Source organism: Pseudomonas sp. URMO17WK12:I12, assembly GCF_000514395.1.
In the GTDB taxonomy this organism is placed as follows: domain Bacteria; phylum Pseudomonadota; class Gammaproteobacteria; order Pseudomonadales; family Pseudomonadaceae; genus Aquipseudomonas; species Aquipseudomonas mucoides.
The window spans coordinates 43,609-63,747 of the sequence record NZ_AZVV01000003.1 but is presented as its reverse complement, the minus strand read 5'-3'; the positions used below and the strand labels follow the sequence as shown (position 1 = coordinate 63,747).

General features: G+C 60.2%; 18 protein-coding genes and 1 pseudogene. 12 read left to right on the top strand and 7 right to left on the bottom strand.

Annotated features, from left to right (window positions below; all coding sequences use genetic code 11):
- Position 1: 1 nt before the first annotated feature.
- Genes D882_RS0100300 through D882_RS0100275 form a run of 6 tightly spaced genes read left to right on the top strand, consistent with a single transcriptional unit; the run spans position 2 to position 3,061 of the window.
- The gene (locus D882_RS0100300; RefSeq protein WP_027921387.1) at positions 2 to 475 is read left to right on the top strand and encodes a type II secretion system protein; all 474 of its coding nucleotides are present in this window, start codon (positions 2 to 4) and stop codon (positions 473 to 475) included.
- Between the two features lie 4 nt (positions 476 to 479).
- Positions 480 to 854 carry a type II secretion system protein gene (locus tag D882_RS0100295; protein ID WP_027921386.1) on the top strand — a complete coding sequence of 125 codons (375 nt, stop codon included), beginning with the start codon at positions 480 to 482 and terminating at the stop codon, positions 852 to 854.
- On the top strand, positions 829 to 1,368 hold the full coding sequence (locus D882_RS0100290; protein ID WP_027921385.1) for a type II secretion system protein: 540 nt from the start codon (positions 829 to 831) through the stop codon (positions 1,366 to 1,368). Before D882_RS0100295 ends, D882_RS0100290 begins: the two co-directional genes overlap by 26 nt.
- Complete coding sequence (csgE, locus tag D882_RS0100285; RefSeq protein WP_027921384.1) at positions 1,365 to 1,757, top strand: curli production assembly/transport protein CsgE; 393 nt, start codon at positions 1,365 to 1,367, stop codon at positions 1,755 to 1,757. Before D882_RS0100290 ends, csgE begins: the two co-directional genes overlap by 4 nt.
- On the top strand, positions 1,754 to 2,173 hold the full coding sequence (locus tag D882_RS0100280) for a curli assembly protein CsgF (protein WP_027921383.1): 420 nt from the start codon (positions 1,754 to 1,756) through the stop codon (positions 2,171 to 2,173). Before csgE ends, D882_RS0100280 begins: the two co-directional genes overlap by 4 nt.
- Positions 2,174 to 2,203: 30 nt before the next feature.
- The gene (locus tag D882_RS0100275; RefSeq protein WP_027921382.1) at positions 2,204 to 3,061 is read left to right on the top strand and encodes a CsgG/HfaB family protein; all 858 of its coding nucleotides are present in this window, start codon (positions 2,204 to 2,206) and stop codon (positions 3,059 to 3,061) included.
- Between the two features lie 563 nt (positions 3,062 to 3,624).
- Here the strand turns inward: D882_RS0100275 and D882_RS01000000130670 are convergent.
- The 5 genes from D882_RS01000000130670 to D882_RS0100250 all read right to left on the bottom strand — a co-directional run bounded on the left by D882_RS01000000130670 (position 3,625) and on the right by D882_RS0100250 (position 9,871).
- Positions 3,625 to 3,882 (bottom strand): hypothetical protein, encoded by a 258-nt coding sequence (locus D882_RS01000000130670; protein ID WP_050590119.1) that lies wholly within the window; start codon positions 3,880 to 3,882, stop codon positions 3,625 to 3,627.
- Between the two features lie 369 nt (positions 3,883 to 4,251).
- A complete protein-coding gene (locus tag D882_RS0100265) occupies positions 4,252 to 5,700 on the bottom strand; it encodes a curlin (protein ID WP_027921381.1) in 1,449 nt (482 codons plus the stop codon).
- A 27-nt stretch (positions 5,701 to 5,727) separates the two neighbouring features.
- Positions 5,728 to 6,189: a curlin gene (locus D882_RS0100260; protein WP_027921380.1), complete on the bottom strand. Its 462-nt coding sequence runs from the start codon at positions 6,187 to 6,189 to the stop codon at positions 5,728 to 5,730.
- A gap of 59 nt (positions 6,190 to 6,248) precedes the next feature.
- The gene (locus D882_RS0100255; protein ID WP_027921379.1) at positions 6,249 to 8,489 is read right to left on the bottom strand and encodes an Ig-like domain-containing protein; all 2,241 of its coding nucleotides are present in this window, start codon (positions 8,487 to 8,489) and stop codon (positions 6,249 to 6,251) included.
- A 35-nt stretch (positions 8,490 to 8,524) separates the two neighbouring features.
- Positions 8,525 to 9,871, bottom strand: coding sequence for a hypothetical protein (locus D882_RS0100250; protein WP_027921378.1), 1,347 nt, complete (start codon positions 9,869 to 9,871; stop codon positions 8,525 to 8,527).
- A gap of 289 nt (positions 9,872 to 10,160) precedes the next feature.
- On the opposite strand from D882_RS0100250, the gene D882_RS0100245 reads away from it, so the two are divergent.
- The 5 genes from D882_RS0100245 to D882_RS0100225 all read left to right on the top strand — a co-directional run bounded on the left by D882_RS0100245 (position 10,161) and on the right by D882_RS0100225 (position 18,628).
- On the top strand, positions 10,161 to 11,609 hold the full coding sequence (locus D882_RS0100245; RefSeq protein WP_027921377.1) for an ATP-binding protein: 1,449 nt from the start codon (positions 10,161 to 10,163) through the stop codon (positions 11,607 to 11,609).
- A 186-nt stretch (positions 11,610 to 11,795) separates the two neighbouring features.
- Entirely contained in the window at positions 11,796 to 14,603 is a 2,808-nt protein-coding gene (locus D882_RS0100240; protein WP_027921376.1) for a multicopper oxidase domain-containing protein, read from the top strand.
- Positions 14,600 to 15,634 carry an SCO family protein gene (locus tag D882_RS0100235; protein WP_032833367.1) on the top strand — a complete coding sequence of 345 codons (1,035 nt, stop codon included), beginning with the start codon at positions 14,600 to 14,602 and terminating at the stop codon, positions 15,632 to 15,634. The genes D882_RS0100240 and D882_RS0100235 overlap by 4 nt, the downstream gene beginning before the upstream one ends.
- A 101-nt stretch (positions 15,635 to 15,735) precedes the next feature.
- Positions 15,736 to 17,229: a HAMP domain-containing sensor histidine kinase gene (locus tag D882_RS0100230; RefSeq protein WP_027921374.1), complete on the top strand. Its 1,494-nt coding sequence runs from the start codon at positions 15,736 to 15,738 to the stop codon at positions 17,227 to 17,229.
- Positions 17,198 to 18,628, top strand: coding sequence for a sigma-54 dependent transcriptional regulator (locus tag D882_RS0100225; RefSeq protein ID WP_027921373.1), 1,431 nt, complete (start codon positions 17,198 to 17,200; stop codon positions 18,626 to 18,628). Before D882_RS0100230 ends, D882_RS0100225 begins: the two co-directional genes overlap by 32 nt.
- 3 nt (positions 18,629 to 18,631) lie before the next feature.
- On the opposite strand, the gene D882_RS0100220 is transcribed toward D882_RS0100225, so the two are convergent.
- Positions 18,632 to 19,015, bottom strand: coding sequence for a hypothetical protein (locus D882_RS0100220; protein ID WP_027921372.1), 384 nt, complete (start codon positions 19,013 to 19,015; stop codon positions 18,632 to 18,634).
- Positions 19,016 to 19,182: 167 nt separating this feature from the next.
- On the opposite strand from D882_RS0100220, the gene D882_RS0100215 reads away from it, so the two are divergent.
- A complete protein-coding gene (locus D882_RS0100215) occupies positions 19,183 to 19,992 on the top strand; it encodes a bifunctional 2-polyprenyl-6-hydroxyphenol methylase/3-demethylubiquinol 3-O-methyltransferase UbiG (protein ID WP_027921371.1) in 810 nt (269 codons plus the stop codon).
- Here D882_RS0100215 and D882_RS1000000132995 read toward each other — a convergent pair.
- Positions 19,993 to 20,118, bottom strand: a pseudogene (locus D882_RS1000000132995) (DNA-binding protein); the annotation flags it as partial.
- Positions 20,119 to 20,139 lie beyond the last annotated feature (21 nt).

Sequence of the window (20,139 nt, the reverse complement as noted above, 5' to 3'; positions counted from 1 at the left end):
CATGAACGCCTCGCAACGCGGTTTTACCTTGATCGAAGTCGTCGTGACGCTGGCCCTGATCGGCCTGCTGGCCGGTATGGCCGCGCCGCTGACCGAGACCGTGGTGCGCCGGGGCAAAGAGCAGGATTTGCGCACCGCGCTGTACCAGATTCGCGACGCCATTGACGCCTACAAGCGCGCCTTTGACGCCGGCTACATCGAGAAGTCGCTGAACAGCAGCGGCTATCCACCCAATCTTCAAGTGCTGGTCGAAGGCGTGCGCGATGTGCGCAGCGCCAAGGGTGCCAAGTTCTACTTCTTGCGCCGCGTGCCCCATGACCCGCTGACAGCGGTCAAGCGTGACGACGAAGGTGGCTGGGGGCTGCGCTCTTACGACAGCACGGCTCAAAACCCGCGGGAGGGTGAAGACGTCTTTGACGTTTACTCCAAGGCCCGGGGCAAGGGGCTCAACGGCATCGCCTACCGGGAGTGGTGAGCATATGCGTCGGCAAAAGGGCTTTACCTTATTGGAGTTGATGGTGGTCATGGCAATCATCGCGACGCTGATGACCATCGCCTTGCCACGCTATTTCAACAGCCTCGAAACGTCGAAGGAAACCACACTGCGCCAGAGCCTGTCGGCCATGCGCGAAGCATTGGATCACTACTACGGCGACACCGGACGCTACCCCGATTCCCTCGATCAACTGATCGAACAGCGTTACCTGCGCAACGCGCCGATGGACCCGATTGCCGAGCGTAAAGACACCTGGGTGCTGGTCGCGCCGCCGGATGGCGTGGCGGGCGGGGTGGCCGATATCAAAAGTGGAGCCACAGGGAGGGCGCGCGATGGCAGCCTTTATTCCGAGTGGTAAGCCGGCTGACGAGGCGGGGTTCACCTACCTGGGCGTGCTGTTTCTGATCATGGTGATGGGCATGGGCCTGGCCAGTGCCGGCGAGTTGTGGGCAACCGCCTCGCGCCGCGATCGGGAGCGTCAGTTGCTGTGGGTCGGCACCCAATATGCCCAGGCCCTGCGCAGCTACTACCGCAGTTCACCAGGCCTGGCGCAGTACCCGAAAGAACTGGCGGACCTGCTGCAGGACGAGCGTTTTCCCTCGCCCAAACATCATCTGCGCCAGCTGTACCCGGACCCGATTGGCGGGGGTGAGTGGACGCTGATGCGCGGTTTCGACGGGCGCATCACCGGCCTCAACAGCCCCTCGACGGATACGCCGCTCAAGCAGAATGATTTCCCCAGCCAATGGTCGGATTTCGCCGGCATGGCCAGCTACAAAGACTGGCAGTTCGTGGCCGAGAAGGCCTTCCTCGACGGTACGTCCGGCCCGCCGAAAAGCCAGTCTGCACGGCCTCAGGGGCTGTCGCCATGAACAGACACTGGCTCGCTGTACTGATCCTCACGTGTGTAGCGTCTTTCGCCAGCGCCGGCGAAGAAGAGGAAATGCTCGGCTTCATTGTCGATGACACGATCTCGCACATCGGCCACGACTTTTACTACTCGTTTAGTGAGCGTCTGCGCGCCACCAGCCCGATGGATTTCAACCTGGTGGTACGTGAACGACCTTCGGCTCGCTGGGGCAGCCTGGTGACCGTGGAATATCGGCAGCGACTGGTTTATCGGCGTTTCTTGCCGCCGAACACCGTGGACCTTCAGGAGGAAGCCTACCAGGCGGCCGACATGGTTCGCGCACAGATAGCCCAGCAGAAGCTGGAGGCCTTGTTGCAAGACACCACGGACCTGGAGAGGGACGAATTATGAAAACGACAACGTTCTTGCAGTGCACCGGTTTTTTACTGTTCGGGCTTGGCAGCGCCAGCCTGGTCCAGGCCACGGAGCTGGTGTACACGCCCATCAACCCTTCGTTCGGCGGCAACCCGTTGAACGGCACCTGGCTACTCAACAACGCCCAGGCGCAGAACGACTATGACGATCCGGACCTGAAAAACCGTACCGCCGTGGCCGGGACCACAGCCCTGGAGCGATTCACCAGTCAGTTGCAATCGCGGTTGCTGGGGCAAGTGCTGGACAACATTTCCTCCGGTAATTCGGGGAGTCTTTCTACTGACGCTTTTATCGTCAACGTTGTCGACGACTCCGGTGCACTGACCATTGAGGTGACGGACCGATCGACCGGTGAAGTGTCGGAAATCCAGGTGAATGGCCTCGCTCCTTAAAGGGCTTTGGGTCGATGGGGAGTTAGGGACATGAAAAAAATAATTGCGCTAGGGCTGATGTTGGCAACCTTACAAGGGTGTGGTTTGCGCGAGCCGATGTCGGCCGAGCAGGACACCAAGACCCCGACCCTGACACCTCGGGCGTCGACCTATTACGACTTGTTGGCCATGCCTCGACCCAAGGGCCGGTTGATGGCGGTGGTGTATGGTTTTCGTGACCAGACCGGGCAATACAAACCGACCCCGGCCAGTTCGTTTTCAACCAGCGTGACCCAGGGCGCGGCGAGCATGTTGATGGATGCGTTGCAGGCCAGCGGCTGGTTTGTGGTGCTGGAGCGGGAAGGGCTGCAGAACTTGCTGACCGAGCGCAAGATCATTCGCGCTTCGCAGAAAAAGCCCAATACGCCGGTGAATATCCAGGGTGAACTGCCTCCGTTGCAAGCGGCGAACATGATGCTCGAAGGCGGGATCATTGCTTATGACACCAACGTTCGCAGTGGGGGGGAAGGGGCGCGTTATCTGGGGATCGATATTTCCCGGGAGTACCGGGTGGACCAGGTCACGGTGAACTTGCGGGCGGTGGATGTTCGCAGTGGGCAGGTGTTGGCTAACGTGATGACCAGTAAGACGATCTACTCGGTGAGCCGTAGTGCCGGGGTGTTCAAGTTTATCGAGTTCAAGAAGTTGCTCGAGGCTGAAGTCGGTTACACCACGAACGAGCCGGCGCAGTTGTGTGTGTTGTCGGCGATCGAGGCGGCGGTCGGGCATTTGCTGGCGCAGGGGATTGAGCGGCATTTGTGGCAGGTAGCAGGTGATAACACGCCGGATGCCGATGCCACGCTTGACCGGTACCTGACTCAGTCGAAGGTTGATCCGGAGAGTGAGTAAACCGAGGCGGCCTTCGGGCCGACCTGGTTTTTGTTGTTGGGTGTACATATCCGTTGCTGCGGTAACGGCCGCTAATGGTTTCGCTCTTACAGCGAGTCCCTTTTGTCAAACGCGGTACGTGTCAAGGTACCTGTCGCCTTGGTACTTCCGCTGCTAACCCATTGCGCCGTTAACTTCAGGGCGTTCCTTCGTTCCGGTATCCATCCGGGGACACTGCCCTCCGGTCGGCTTCGCTTCGACCTACATGCAGCGTGTTCGACTGCGTCGAACGGCGCTGCGCGCCACTCCCCGGATGCACACCTCCACTCAGCCTCCCGAGGGGGCGGGTGGATCAAGATCAAGAGCTGCAGGCGAGCTAACGCTCGGCCTGATGAGTGGTGAGAAGCCAGGGCTGTACGCCGATTCATTGTAGGAGTGAGCCTGCTCGCGATGGCAGCCTGACAGCCGACCAATCCCTATCAGATGTACTCAATCCTACAATTGGATTGGTTTCTGCCGGGAATTTAGCGCTGTAGTGCGGGTTTTGGTAGTTCGAGGTTGTCCATCATTCGGTTCGCGGCCAGTTAGGCGGCAAAATCGCCGGCCATCACGCTGGCCTGGGCCAGGGATTCACAGGTGTGGGCCAGCAGGTCTTCGTCTTTGAGGTCCGGTGCGAGGAGGAACATGGTGCTGGGTTTGCGGGTGAACGGTGATTTCAGGACCGAGGGATTGAGGTAGTGATTCAGTGCGCGTTCGGCGGCGTCGTGGAATTTTTTGGAATCGACGGATTCGTAGAGGGAAACGTCGTCGGTTTCGGGGAGATTTGGTGTTTCTTTGATCATGGTGAAGCTCCATTCGAAATAGGGAGTTCGCCACGACTGCGACCAAGCAGTGGGGTGGCAACCTGTACGCAGGTTGGTCGACCAGGGAATGGAACCCGGCAGGGCCTAAGCCCTCCCACGCACGGCTCGCCATGAAACAAGCATGAAAAGTGCGCCATTCCAAACCTGGGCGACCAAACCCGGTCGCTGAATTTGCAGCGTCGCGAAGGCTGTTTAACATTCAACATTGAAGTCGACTGACACTCCGTCATCGCGAGCAAGCTCGCTCCCACACTTATTTAATGATCGTTCCCAAGCAGAGCGTGGGAGCAATCACACGCAAAAAAACCGCGACCCTCACCAAAGGCCGCGGTTTTTTTCGCCTTGCGATTATTGCTGCAACACGGTTGCCTGGTTGGCGCTACCAAACTGCTGCACGGTCGCCGTCTGGCTTACGCCGCTTTGATCAACACTGGCAATGTTGCCGGTGCCGCCCTGGGTCACATAGGCGACGTTCATGGTGTCCGCCTGTTTGACGGTGATCATGTTGTCGCTGCCATACAGCTGTGTGGTGTAGGCCTGGTTGCCGCTGCCCGACTGGTCGAACTCGGTGCTGTTGCCAGTACCGTTACTGCTGCCCTGGGCCAGGTTGGTGGTGCCGCGCTGGTCTGCGATGAGGATGTTGTCGCTGCCGTTCTGGTCGAAATACAGCTCGTTGTAGGAATCAGCCTGGCTGACCTTGGTTGAGTTGCCGGTGCCGGACTGGTTGGTGGTCATGATGTGGCCGGCGCCGTTCTGGGTGAAGTTGGCGACGTTGTTGGTGCCCACCTGATTGACGGTCGCACGCTGGTTGCTGCCGAACTGGCCACCCGTTTGCGGGCCTTTCCAGTTGCTGGCGTAGACCTTGTTGCCAGTCCCCACCGAATTGGCGTTGAGCACATGGCTATTGCCGCTTTGGTAGGTGAAATGCACGTTGCCGGTGCCCGCTTGATACAGCGCGACGGTCGAGCCGAGGGATTCGAACTGGTCGGCATAGATCGCGTTGAGGTCGCCGACTTGCAGCACCGTCGCCACGTTGTTTTGGCCGAAGCTCTGGTCGACCACGGTTTCGTTGGTCTGCCCCATCTGATTGATGGTGGTCTGGCTGGCAGTCTGGCTGTCTTGCCAGACTTCGCTGCCGTTGCCATCGCCGAGCTGGTTGATGCTTATCGTGCCGCCCAGTCCGTTGCGTTGATCGCCATAGGCATAGTTATCGTTGCCCGACTGGTTGATGTTGATTTGGCCACCCACGTGAAACACCTGCTCGGCGGTGCCGTAGTTGGTGTTGCCGAGCTGGATGATGGACGCAGTGTTTTCCACGCCCAACTGCATCTGTTCGATGTTGGCCTCGTTGTTGTCGCCTTGCTGGAAGGTCGTGCCGGTGGAGCCGTCCTGACTGTCCTGATAGATAAACGAGAAGTTGCCGTTGCCCAGTTGTTGTTGCAGTGCCTGGCTGGCGCCCACGCCAATCGACTGACTGGCATGGCTGGTGTTGAACGTGCCGACCTGCTGCTGGGTGATGGTGCTGCCGTTTTCGTACAGTTGCTCACCATAACCGGCGTTGTAGTCACCGACCTGGGTCTGTTCGATGGTACTGCTGGCATTGTCCTGCAACGTCGCCGCATCGTTGCCCGATCCAGCCTGTTGCTGGGTGGACGTGCTGAAACTGGCCGTGGTCTGTTTCACGTTGGCGATGTTGGCATCGCCGTTCTGGTTCTGGATGGACGTGCTGTCGTCGGCCATCGCCTGGGCACTGAGGATGACCAGTATGGCGGCGGTGAGGGGCATTAATTTGAACATGATGGAACCTCCAAGTGGTGCAGTGCTTTAGCGATATTGTTTGACGGAGACGCTCATGCCGTTCCCGGACTGGGTCACGGCGCTGGAGAGCCCCGTGCCGGCCTGGACGATGCTGGCGTCGTTGTTATTGCCGTTCTGGGAAATCTGCGCACGGTTGTGGCTGCCGGTTTGTGTGATCGAGGCATCGTTGCCGGAACCTTGCTGGTTGATCATGGCCATCAGGTCGTTGCCTTGTTGCAGGATGTAAGCCTCCTGATTGCTGCCCGACTGGACGATATTGCCGAGCAACGACTGGCCGTTCTGTTGCACCAGTGCGATGTTGGCCTGGCCGTTCTGGTCGATCAGCGCGTGCTGGCCAACCGGTGGGGGTAACTCGCCCAGGTCGCCACCGGGACCGAGGTCGTTGTTGTCCATCAAGTCATCGGCGCGCACACCCGCGCTGCTGCAAAGCAGAAGCAGGCAGAGCAGGGCGGCGGTCGACGTTTTCATGGCTGAGTCCTTGGTTGAGGGCTTGCCCCACCGGCCATTGCGGTCGGTGGGGCGAGCGTTTACTGCACGGTGACGGAGACGTTGCGCACCGAGCCCGGGGTTGAACGGATGGTGGCCGTCGGGTTGAGCGATGGGGCGACCGTGGTGTTGGTGACCGTCAGGGTCCAGCGTCCGGTAATCGCCACGGTGGCGGTGCCCAGGGTGACCAGCCCGGCCGGTGTGGTGACCTGGACGGTGACCGTGTTGCCGACGATCGTCGACGAGGTACCGGCGAAGTTCCAGGTGAAGCGGTTGCCGGCACGGGCGGTGACCGTGGCAGCCGTCACGTTGAAGACTTCAAGGACCAGCGGTGGCGACACCTGCACGGTGACCGTGGCCGGTGCCGACAGGGCGCCGAAGCTGTCCCGGGCGACGTAGGTGAAGGTCGTGGTGAAAGGCAGCAACACCGTAGCCGGAGGCGTATAGGTGATCGCCGTGCCGTTGATGGCAACAGTGCCGCGTCCTGCTGCCGGTTGGGTGAGGCTGGCGACGGCCAGCGGCAGGTTGCCTTCAGGGTCAGTGTCGTTGGCCAACACGTTGATCGTGACGGCTGCAGCCTGGGTCGAGACGCTGTCGTTGACAGCCACCGGCGACTGGTTAGGCGCCACAGTGACGGTCACGGTCACCGGATCGGTCGAGGCCAGGCCCTTGGCGTCTTGAACCTTGTAGGTGAAGGTCGTGGTCAACGGTGCATTGACGATGGCGGGCGGGGTATAGACCACATTGTTGACGGCCAATGCCACGGTGCCCTGGCCAGCGGCCGGTTGTGCCAGTGCCGTGACGCTCAGTGGTGTGTTGCCGTCCGGGTCGCTGTCGTTGGCCAGCACGTTGAGGGTGACCGGCACGCCAAAGGTGGTGCTGCCCACATCGGCAACGCCGATCGGCGCCTGGTTCTGACCGGTATCCGGTGCGGTACCGACTACAACAACCGGCTCGGTGTCACTGCCGCCCGCGGCCGACTTGATCGTCACGGTGGCCGGTGGCTGCAGCAGATCCGGAACGGTCAGGCGTTGCAGCGTGCCGTTCTTCGACAGCCGCCCATAACCCTGAGCGACCATGTCCGGTATGCCCACTTCGTCGGTGGAAGTGGCTTCGATCAGCAGGCTGTGATTGCTCCAGTTGTAGCGGGCGGTCTGGATTTTCACCACATCGCTGAGTTTGCTCGACACGGAGGTCGGACGGGTCGAACCGGTCGGGTTGGTGGCGGTGATCACGACGACCGGAGGCACGGCGCCGTTGGCCAGGAGGTGCTGGCCGAAGAACTGGCCGTTGTTATCGCCGACCATGGTGGTCTGACAAGGCGAAACAGGCGGGCCGGGGACCAGGGCGATGCTTTCGCGGAAGCACAGGGCCGAGCCGTTGTCGGCTTTGCCAAAGACTTCGACGCGGGTGCTGTTGCCTCCTGTTCCGCCGGTGCGCCGGTACGTGGCGCGGCTGATTTCCACCGGTGTTTGCGCGCGGCTGTCGAGCACTTTGCCGGACAGGGTGAAGAGGCTAGTCTCGATAGTCCCGGCGGGCCCCTGGATGCGCACGAAGTTGGTGTTGTTGGGGCTGCCGGTCACGGCTTCGGTGAGGTTCGGATCGCCGACGAAGGTTTCGACGGCGCCGGTTTCCGGGTTCACTTCCGTGTATGGGCCGTTCACGCTGCGCAGGAATGGCCCGATGGCACCGTTGACCGCACCGCTGAAGACCCCTGGCGCACCGACGCCGACGTCTCTGGTGATGTTGATCGCACGACGGCCGGGGGTGGTGACGTTGACCGTTTCCACGCCGTAAGGGTGGGTGATGGTGTAGGTGCCGGCGACGGGAATGTTGATCCTCATACGGATCCGCGCGAAGCTGATCTGATCACCGTCGAGCGGGTTCCCGCCGGCAAATGCCGCTTCTATCCCGGCGACGTAGGCGTCCATCCCGTAGCCTGCGGCGTTGTTGGGGATGGTGGTCTCGGCGAGGAACCAGAAGGATTCGTCTGGCCAGTTATCCGGGAACACCATCGGCTGGGTGTCGTCGAAAATGCCCGGTGCCGGCAGCAGGGTGCACATGTAGGCTGGCGGTACAGAGGCGCCTACCCGCGAGCTGACGGCTTTGGACTGGCACAGCTCCATCGACAGCAGATTGTTGTCCTGGTACCAGATCGGGAATTTCCCGGTGGCAAAGGTATAGGGGCCGGGGTCGACGGCAGCGAGTTGCGCGAAAGCACTGCCGGACAGCGATAGAGTCAGTCCCAGGGCGTTGAGCGCCAGGCGTGGCCAATTGTTCATGATGCCTCCTGATGAGGATCTGGGCATGTGAGCGTTCATTGCACGATGACCACTTCTTCGGTGTCGCTGCCGCCATTGGATGACGTCACCCGAACCTGGGCTGGCGGAATCGGCGAGATGCCGGTGGCCAGGCTTTTCACGGCACCATCACCACTGAGCGCGCCGATGGCGGCCCCGGTACCCGAGGTGGCGGTGAGCACCGGTGGCGAGGTTTCATCACTGGTCGAGGCGACGATGGTGATCTGGCCGTTGCTCAGGCTGTACTCGGCACGGGAAATCACCACCAGGTCACTCAGGGGCATGGGCAGGGTCGTCGGCGTGCTGCTGGCGATGGCCAGGTGGTTGTCGGCGGTCACTTGCAGGGTGTTCGGCAACGATGGATTGGTCGACGACTGCGCGTACCAATGGCCGGTACTGTCGGCTTCGGTGAAGTTCAACACCGGGTTGTTGCTGTCCAGGGTCACCGTCGCCGGTGCGGGCGGAGCCATGACGAAGACGTCTTGCTGAGCCACCGGTGCGCTGGTACCGGCATGCCGTGAGTAGGTGCTGCGCTGGGCGATGACCGGGGTTGGCCGGACCACCGTCGACAGCTTCCCGGAGACGGCAAAGAGGTTGGTGCGCAAGTCCAGGCCATTGGGGCCTTCGATGCGCACGAAGTTGGTGTTGAACGGACTGCCGGTGACGGCTTCCGGGAGGTTCGGATCGCCAACGAACTGTTCGGCGGCACCGGTGACCGGGTTGGTCTCGGTGTAGGGGCCGTTGACGCTGCGCAGGAACGGTCCGACATCGCCCTTGAGCGCGCCGTCGTAGGTTTTCGCTGCGCCGATGCCGATGTCCCGGGTCATGTTGATCGCCCGCCGCCCGGGGGTATCGACGGTGAACACTTCGACGCCATAGGGGTGCGTCACGACGTAGGTCCCGGCCGTGGGCACATCGATACGGATGCGGATGCGCGCAAAGCTGATCTGGTCGCCTTCCACTGGGTCGCCGCCGCTGAAGGCTGCTTCAACCGCAGAGACATAGGTCAGGTCGATGCCACGGGTTGCATCGACGATGGTGGTTTCGCCGGTTGCCCAGAACGCTTCGTCGGGAAAGTTGGTCGGGAAGACCATTGGTTGGGTGTCGTCGAAAACACCCGGTGTGGGGATCAACGAGCACATGTAAGTCGGGGCGCCGGGTGCGCTGGCCACCCTGGAACTGACGGCCTTGGACAGGCACAGATCAAGGGTGCGACCGTGCGTGTCTTGATACCAGGCGGCGAAATTGCCGTTGGCGGGCAGGTAAGGTCCGGTGTCGACTGCAAACAGCGCCGCCTGCGCAGCGCCTTGGGCCAGAGCGGACACGATCAGGGCGATCGTGGTTTTGGACAGTAAAGGGTGCATGAGTATTCCCTCTATCAGAAGACCTGCCCCTTGGGGGTGGGTCAGTTGAGAGGGCTTCGGCAACTTCCATACCAATCTTTGAAAACCACCGCCTCAGGCCCGCAGTGAAAGCCTGTGGCACTGGCGCAGCAAAATCGTGCCGGGCGTTGAAGCGGGCGACTGTCCCCAGTTTTGGGGGGCTATGGGGGCAGTGGGGCAAACGGGGGAAGTGGGGGGGACAAAACCCGAAGCCGGGCAAACATCGGGCAGTGGGCTATAAACCTATAGGGAGCACCCGGAAACCACATCGATGACTATTCAAGCCACAGCCCTGCTCAAAGAAGAAGGCGACATTCGCCTGAGTTCGCGCAAACAGCCGTTCAACCTGCTGCGCTGGTTTTCGCTGATCAGCATGGCGGTGATCGGCACGGTGGCTGTGGCGTTGGGCGCAGTGTCCACGCGCTTTGTGATTACCGAGAGCGTGCAGCGTGATGCGTTGCTGACCTCACAGTTCATTGAAGCGATTGCCTCGGCCGAGGTGCGCCATGTGTCCATTCCTCACGTGCGGACCATGGGCGAGTTGCTCGACCCGCGCAAAGACAAGGATTTCCCCGATGTCGACCCGCAGGCCCGAGCCAGTGCCCGGGGTGAATTCCTCGATCACATCCAGCATTTGCCCGATGTGATCCTGGCCAACATCTACGCCCCGGACCGCATGGTGATCTGGTCCACCAACCCTGAATTGATGGGCACCACGATCCATGCCGACGAGGACCTCGATCAGGCATTCGGCTCCAAGACCCCGGTGTCCGCCAGCTATCACAACGTAGACAAGGCGCGCATGGAGCAGAAGTTCGTCACGCCGCCGGACTACATCTTCATCGAGAATTACATCCCGCTGTTCGACGCCGACCGCAACAACGTCACCGCAATGGTCGAGATCTACAAGGAACCCAAGGACCTGATCGAGCGTATGGAGCGCGGCCTGGCCCTGATCTGGCTGGCCACGGCCCTGGGTGGCGGGCTGATCTACCTGGGCTTGTACTGGATCGTGCGGCGGGCGGCGAATCTGTTGGCCACGCAACAAAAACAACTGATCACCAACGAAACCTTTGTCGCCCTCGGGGAAATGTCTTCGGCGGTTGCCCATAGTTTGCGCAACCCGTTGGCGACCATTCGTTCCAGCGCCGAGTTGGCCCTTGAATTCGACAGTGGCCCGGCCCACAAGAACATCAACGACATCATCGGTCAGGTGGACCGCATGTCGAAATGGGTCCGGGAATTACTGCAGTCTTTGCGACCGCTCAATGACGAAGCGGAGCCGGTGAACCTGGTTGCCTGCTTGCATGACAGCCTGCTCGCCTTCGAGCATCAGATCGCCAAGGCCAATGTTCACGTAGTGTTCGAGCCGAAGGAAACACCGATGGTGTTGAGCCAGCAGGTGCAGCTGACGCAGATCCTCAACAGCTTGCTGGCCAATGCACTGGAAAGCATGGATAAGGGCGGCACGCTGACGATCTTGCTGGAACCGACCGATACCAAAGGTATTTGTGTGAGCGTCAGCGACAACGGCAAAGGGATGAACGAGGAGCAGCGCAGCATGGCGTTCCGGCCGTTTTTTACCACCAAGCAAGGTGGCTTGGGCGTCGGGCTGGTGCTGGTGAAGCGCATCATGGATCGTTTCGGTGGCGCGGTGACCCTGGACAGCCGTGAAGGCGAGGGCACGACCGTCCGTTTGTCGTTTAAACGATTCCCCTGAAACTGGGTGTGAACTTTCCCCGTTAGCGGGTGTCAGGACCCAGTCGTTTTTTCGGCGTATGGCACATTGATGTTGATAAGCCATTGTTTTTTCGGGTGTTAATACTTTCGTATAAATTAGTTACAAATCTGGCGAGCTCCTTGCAAAACCCCCATCACCCCCTTCATGACTTCGAGGCGGCTGGTGATGGACACAAAAGCGCGTTATCCCTTCAAGTGGTTTGGCCTGTTGACGCCTCTGGGCGTCCTTCTGACGATGACGCTGGGCACAGCGAATCTGCGTGCCAGCCCGATTGATGACGAGCGACAGCCAGAACCGTCCGACCCTTCGGCCTACTACGACGAACCGGCTGACGAAGCCACGGCGTTGAATGCCATTTTGACCATGCCGGAGGCCAACGAAGATTCCTTCGACCTGCCCGATGGTGTCAAAGGCACCCGCATGACCACGCGGCAGGAAAATGTCCTGCCGCCGGCGGTGCAGACCAGTTTCAACTACCCCACCAATGGCAAGCCGAGCCCGTTGTTTGGCGCCCAGCCATTCACTCAGCAGTTGGTGCTGTTCGAAGAGTTCGGCCCGGAAAAACTCGACCCCACCACACCGGCGGCGCCGCTGGGTTTTCCGCCGGCAGCGGTAGGCCCGTTGCCACAACAGGACCCGACCAATGCCGCCCGCAGTGCACCACCGAGCGCGGCACTCGATGCCTTCATGCGTCAACCGGGGCTGACACCGTTCCCCAGCCAGTATTCCAACGTGGTGGATCGCAACCCGTGGCAGGCGCAGATTGAAGTGTTCCTCAACCGCCATATCGGCTCGTCGGCTGAAGGTCGTCCACCAGGAAAAGGCTGGTCGCATCAACGCTGGAACGAGTTCTACCCGCAAATGGCCTACAAAACCGTGCAAACCGGGGCGAGGCTCAACAGCGGTTGGCGTGACAGCCTGCAAATGCACCACTACGCCGTGGGCGAGTTCGGCCCCGGTGGCCTGTATCACAACGTCGCCGGGGTGCCGGCTACCGATGGCACAGCCAAAGGGGTCGACGCGCGTTTCCACCCGAGCATGCCGGTGCAGAATCACAATTCGGTCTGGACCTTCGACGGCACGCTGCCGCCTAAATTGCTGATGGTGCGTTATGGCCAACCGGTACTGATGCGTCACTACAACGGCTTGCCGATCGACCCCGCCGCCAACATGGGCTTTGGCTTGCACACCATCAGTACCCACGAACACAACGGTCATGCTCCGGCCGAAAGCGACGGTTATGCCAACGCGTTTTTCTTCCCCGGGCAGTATTACGACTATCGCTGGCCGATCCAGTTGGCCGGTTACGACACCATCAACACCGACGCTCATGATCCACGCGCGGCATTCCCTTGCTCGCCAGGTGAGACCCTGTGGACCAACGATATGAGCCCGAGCCGCAAGACGTGCGAGAACGGCACGATCAAGATCCGTGGCGACTGGCGCGAAACCATGAGCTCCCACTGGTTCCACGACCACATGCTCGATTTCACCGCGCAGAACGTCTACAAGGGCAACGCGGCGATGATGAACTACTACAGTGCCCTGGACCGTGGCAACGAATCGGTGAACGATGGCGTCAACCTGCGTTTCCCCAGCGGCAGTGCCTTGCCGTGGGGTAACCGTGACTATGACGTCAACCTGGTGTTCGCCGACAAGGCCTGGGATCAGAACGGTCAGCTGTGGTTCAACCCCTTCAACACCGATGGCTTCCTCGGTGACCAGGTGCTGGTCAACTGGCAGTGGAAACCGAGCCTCGATGTCCGCGCCCGCAGCTATCGGTTTCGCATGCTCAACGGCTCGGTATCGCGTTACTACAAGTTTGCGCTGGTGCGGGAAATCAAGGGCACCAGTGGCGAGTTCCAAGGGCCTAAAGGCTCGGGTGTGTCCTATGCCCGCGTGCCGTTCCACATGATTGCCAACGACGGCAACATCATGGAACACAGCGTGCCTTTCGACGGCTCCATGGACCTCGACGCCGACGGCGATAAACAGAACCACAACGCAATCCTGCCCACCCAGGGCATTGCCGAACGCTTCGACATCATCGTCAACTTCGCGAAAAACGGCATCAAGCCGGGGGACAAGATTTTCTTCGTCAACCTGCTGGTCCACGACGATGGCAAAGGCCCGAAAGAACCGGTGTCGCTGGCCGACGTGCTCTCTGAAAATTACAAAGCGGTGATCAAGCAAACCAGCAAAGGGCCGATGTGGGACAAGGGCGACCCTGCGGTGGGCAAAGTGTTGCAACTCAACGTCAAGGCCTACACCGGTCAAGACCTGGCGATGAACCCTGCAGCCTACGAACCGGCCAAACCGGGCAAAGCTGAAGGCCTGGTGATGATCCCGCTGAAGATCCATCGCGACAACGCTACTGACAAGGCACTGCTGGCCCAGGCACTTCACCGCACCTTTACCTTCGGCCGTTCCGACGGCACCGATGAAGCACCGTGGACGGTCAAGACCGACGGCGGCTTCGGCTTCCACATGGACCCACGGCGCTTGAACACGGCGACCCACTTGGCCAACGGTCCGACCGATGCCGGTGCTGCGGGTTTCGGCACCCTGGAGGTCTGGAACATCAAGGCCGGCGGCACGGGCTGGAGTCACCCGGTGCATGTGCACTTCGAGGAAGGGATCATCCTCAGTCGCGGCGGCAAGGCGCCACCGGAATGGGAAAAATGGGCACGTAAGGACGTGTACCGCATCGGCTCGGAAAAAGATGGCCTGGATAACGTCGAGATGGCGATCAACTTCCGCGAATTCGCCGGGACCTACATGGAGCACTGTCACAACACCCAGCACGAAGACAACTCGATGTTGCTGCGTTGGGACATTGAGAAACCCGGGCAATTCCAATTGATGCCCACACCGCTGCCAAGCTGGGATGGTGTGCGCTACGTCAACTCCGCCGCGCTGCCAACCTTCCGCACTGGCGACGGCTTCGGCCCTAAAGTGGTGGTCAAACCATGAAACGCCGCGAGGGAGCCGACCTGCACGTGCACACGCCGCGCTCCCGCGCCCTGGGCATGCACCTGATTCTGGTACTGGTCACTTGTCTGCTGGCCAGTCAGGTATTGCTGGCCCATGAGGGTGTGCTGTCGCCGACGGAATCGGCGACACCCTGGGGCGGCGACTATTTCCCCAACACTCTGCTGACTGACCAGGACGGTCAGCAGGTGCATTTTTTCGATGACCTGATCAAGGACAAGGTGGTGGTGATCAACTTCATCTTCACCTCGTGCAGCGACTCTTGCCCACTGGAGACCGCGCGCCTGCGCCAGGTGCAAAAGCTGCTCGGCGACCGGGTCGGCAAGGACATCTTTTTCTACTCCATCAGCATTGACCCCTTGAGCGATACACCCGAAGTGCTCAAGGCCTATGCGCAACGGTTCAAGATCGGTCCGGGCTGGAAATTCCTCACCGGGGAATTTGCCGACGTCACTGAGCTGCGCAAGAAACTCGGGCTGTTCATTGAAGGCGTCGACAACGGACGTAGCAAGGACCACAACCTGAGCCTGATCGTCGGCAACCAGAGTACCGGTCGCTGGATGAAAGCCTCACCGTTCGAAAATCCATGGATTCTGGCCGATCAGTTGGCCAACACCTTGCAGAACTGGAAAAAGGCCAGCGCGGAAGAAAGCTACGCCGACGCTCCGCAAATCCGCCCACCAAGCAATGGCGAAGAATTGTTCCGCACCCGCTGCGCGTCCTGCCACAGCCTGGGCCCAATGGACGGGCAGGGCCTCGGCATGCGCAGCATCGGCCCGGACCTGATCGGCGTGACCCGCCAACGCGACCCGGCCTGGCTCAACCGCTGGATTCGCGAGCCGGACAGCATGCTCAAGGAGAAAGACCCGATTGCCGTGGAGCTGTTTGAACGTTTCGACAAAATACCGATGCCCAACCTGCGCCTGGATGAGAAATCCGCGCAGTCGATTGTGGATTTTTTGCAGGAAGAAACCGAGCGCCAGCAGCCTTTGCAAGCGGCACAGGCGCAATAGCGGCGAAATACTATCATTGGGTCATCAGGCACGTTCAATGCGACCTACACTGATCCGTGACATGGCTGAACAGGCTAGATACGAGCATCCAGGACAACCCTATGGCGACAATAGAACAACAAAAAGAACCTGCGCCGGTCACGCCGGCAGCAAAGGGCCAAAACCGGTTGGGACAGTTCAATCTGCTGCGCTGGTTTTCCCTGGGCAGCTTTCTGATCATCGCCGCCGTGGCGCTGGGGTTGGGCTATGTGTCCACGCGTTTTGTCGTCGATGAGAGCATCGAACGTGACTCCATGCTGACCGCGCAATTCATTCAGGCCATCGGTGATGCGGAAATTCGCCATGCGGGCATCCCCCTCACAAGAACCATGGGCGAGATGCTCGATCCGCGCGATGACAACGCCTATTCCGACGTCAATCCAGGCGCCCGTGCTGCGGCCCGCATAGAGTTTCTCGATCATGTCGAACACTTGCCGGACACGCTGCTGGCGGTGGTGTACGCCCTGGATCGCACGGTGGTCTGGTCGACCAATCCACAAATGATCGGCATGCGCGTCGAAGGTGATGAAGAATTGGACGAGTCCTTTGAAATGAAGGAAACCGTCTCTACCAGCTATCACCAGATCGACGAGGAGCGTCCCGAACAGATGCTGTTGCGCGAGCCCAAATATCTGTTCGTCGAGAACTACATCCCGATGTTCAACGCCGACAAAAGCAAAGTAATCGCCATGGTCGAGATCTATAAGGAACCGGTGGACCTTGTGGAGCGCATCCAGCGTGGTTTCAAGGCAATCTGGATCGCGACAGTACTTGGCGGCCTGGTCATTTACCTCGGGTTGTTCTGGATTGTGCGCCGGGCTGCAACGTTGCTGCAGAGCCAGCAACAGCAACTGATTACCAATGAGACGTTTGTTGCACTGGGGGAAATGTCCTCGGCGGTGGCGCACAGTTTGCGCAATCCGCTGGCGAACATTCGCTCCAGCGCCGAACTGGCCCAGGAAATCGCCAGCCAGAGTGCGCAGAAGAACATCGGCGACATCATCAACCAGGTTGATCGCATGTCACGCTGGGTTCGGGAATTGCTGGTGTCGTTGCGGCCCATGAATGACGACTACGAAACGGTCGACCTGGTGCTGGCCATCGATGACACCCTGAGTGCCTTCGATGCGCTGATCAAACGTTCGAACGTGGAGGTGCACTTCACACCTCAAACCTGCCCACCGGTCGTCAGCCAACAGGTGCTGCTCACGCAAATTCTCAATAGCCTGTTTGCCAACGCCCTCGAAGCCATGCCCAAGGGCGGCCACTTGACCGTCGAGATCGAACAGGCGCAGCCGGGCCATGTGCGCATGACCCTCAGTGACACCGGCAAAGGCATGAGCACGCAGCAGCAACAGATGGTCTTCAAGCCGTTCTTCACCACCAAACAAGGCGGGCTGGGCGTAGGCCTGGCCCTGGTCAAACGAATAATGGAGCGTTTCGAAGGCTCGGTCGACCTGACCAGCCAGGAGCAGGAGGGAACCCGCGTCTGTCTCAATTTTAAAGTGGCAACGGGAGGGGAATATGGAGCACAGCATATTGCTGGTCGAGGATGACGAAATCCTCGCCGAGAATATTCAGACCTACCTGGAGCGCAAAGACTTCGAGGTGACGGTCTGCCACTCTGCTGAAGATGCACTGGAGCAATTGAGTACGTTCGCCCCGGACGTGGTGCTGACCGACAACTCGTTGCCTGGCATGAGTGGTCACGACCTGATCCAGAAGCTGCGCATCAGCGCGCCGGATCTGAAAGTGATCATGATGACCGGCTACGGCAATGTCGAAGATGCCGTGGTGGCGATGAAGGAGGGCGCTTTTCATTACGTCACCAAACCGGTGGCCCTTCCCGAGCTCAAGCTGCTGCTGGACAAAGCGTTGGCCACGGACCGCATGGAGCGCACGCTGTCGTTCTATCAGGAACGCGAGGCGCAGAAGTCCGGCGTGCAGGCCTTGATCGGCGAATCGGCGCCGATGAACTACCTGAAGAACACCATCGCCCAATTGCTCGACGCCGAGCGCCGCATGGCCAACGCCGACCTGCCGCCGGTGCTGGTGGAAGGCGAGACCGGCACCGGTAAGGAACTGGTGGCGCGGGCACTGCACTTCGACGGCCCGCGCAGCAAAGGCCCGTTCATTGAATTCAACTGTGCATCGATCCCGTCCAACCTTGTGGAGTCGGAACTGTTCGGCCACGAGAAAGGCGCCTTTACCGACGCCAAGGACCGACGGACCGGCCTGGTGGAAGCGGCCGATGGCGGCACGCTGTTTCTCGATGAAGTCGGTGAAATGGACCTGTTGCTGCAAGCCAAACTGCTCAAGCTGCTGGAAGACCGGACCATTCGCCGGGTCGGCGCGGTGAAGGAGCGCAAGGTCGATCTGCGGGTGATCAGCGCCACCAACTGCAACCTCGAACAAATGGTCCAGCAAGGCAAGTTTCGCCGTGACCTGTTCTTCCGCCTGCGGATCATTTCCATCAAGGTGCCGCGCCTGTATGCCCGTGGCGAAGACATCCTGCTGCTGGCCCGGCATTTCCTGTCGATCCACGGCAAACGCTATGGCAAGCCGAACCTGCATTTCAGCGATCAGGCTGAAGAGCTGCTGCTCAGCTACAGCTGGCCGGGCAACGTGCGCGAGCTGCGCAACATGCTCGAGCAAACCGTGCTGCTGGCTCAGAGCGATACCATCGCCGCGCACCAGTTGAACGTCTGCCTGAGCCTGGTGGACGACCCGCCGATGTATCAGCATGAGCCGCAACACCATGAACCGCGTCCGGTCTACAGCGGCACGGAGTCGATGAACCTGCCGGAAGTCGAGCGCGACATGGTGCGCAAGATGCTCGACAAGACCGACTGGAACGTTACCAAGTCCGCTCGGCTATTGGGCCTGAGCCGCGACATGCTGCGTTACCGGATCGAAAAACTCGGCCTGGCACGTCCGGATAAACGCCAGTGGTAGCGCTTATTGCAGCACCGGGCCCTGACGGCTGAGGCATTCGAGCAGGCAGGTCGGGTCGAGGACTTCCTCGTTCACATAGACGCCATGCTCGGCATCGTAGGTGCGAATGAACACCCGGGTGGAGGCATCGGCGATTGTCGGCAAGCGTGAGTCGGAGAACACGTGCTGGCTTGAAACCGGCACGAAAGTTTGGGGCGACGTCGGGATGTACGACCCCGGCGGAATGATGTTCATGGAGGGGGGAACCGGGTGAGCGAAGGGCTGGTCGGCCCCGTAATAGTTGAATTCACTGCTGTAGTCGGTGGTCGGCGTCAGGCTGTCGTCCGCGTGGGCGGCGCTCGCCAGTGTCAGGCAGACAGTGAGCAGCATCAGATCGGATTTTTTCATGGCAACACCTGTGCATTCGGTTTTCGCGCAATTCCCCAAGGTCATTAACTATAGCTGTCGTGCGGGCACGCGTTCGCGATGCCCGGTTTACAAGATTCCAACAGGTTTTTTCAGCACTCCGATCTAGACTTGGGCCGGTCAATCAAGACCCGAATCTGGAGCGTGCAATGGAAATGCCGACACAAGAACAAGCCATCGCCAGCAACCGCGAGGCGTGGAATGACTCCGCCCGACACCACAAAGACACCCGCGAATGGCGCGATTTGGTGAGTGCCGTGGGGCAGCGGGATTTTTCCTGTCTGGATGCGACGTTGACTGGCGTGCTGGAACAGGTGGGCGTCGACGGCCGGGATGTGGTGCAACTGGGCTGCAACAACGGCCGTGAAAGTCTCTCGCTGTATGCGCTGGGTGCCCGCAGCGTGGTGGGCGTCGATCAGTCGGCCGCGTTTCTCGATCAGGCGCGGGAGTTGGCGTCGCGCTCACCCCATCAGCCTGAATTTATCGAAGCCGATATCCATCAGTTACCGACCTCGTTGCATCAGCGTTTCGACGTGGCCCTGATCACCATCGGCGTGTTGAACTGGATGCCGGACATCGGCGAGTTCATGCAGCATGTCGCGCAAACCCTCAAGCCGGGCGGGGCGCTGGTGGTGTACGAAACCCATCCGTTCCTGGAGATGTTCGACCCTGAATCGGCCGATCCGTATCGCCCGCACAGCTCGTATTTTCGCAGCGAACCGTTTGTGCAGAATCAGCCGATTGTGTACGAAGGCAAGGTCGAACAGCCGGCTGCGGCGTCCTACTGGTTTGCTCACACCCTCGGGGACATCTTCACCGGTGCCCTCGATGCAGGGTTGCAGATCAACCACTTCAAGGAATACCCGCACTCGAATCGGGAGGAAGTGTATGACCGGTATGAGCGGCAGGTGGCGCAATTGCCGATGTGTTTTTCGTTGGTGGTGAGGCGAGCACTGTAGTCCCGGAGCGAAGGCCTTATACAGGCTTTCGCGCCCCATACCTGAGCCCTTGGCTATTTGTGTCATTCCACGTGCTTTTACCACATAGCCGATAGCACGAAGAAACTCCTCGTTGTCGCCGTCGGATGTTCGCCAAAAATCCCCTGT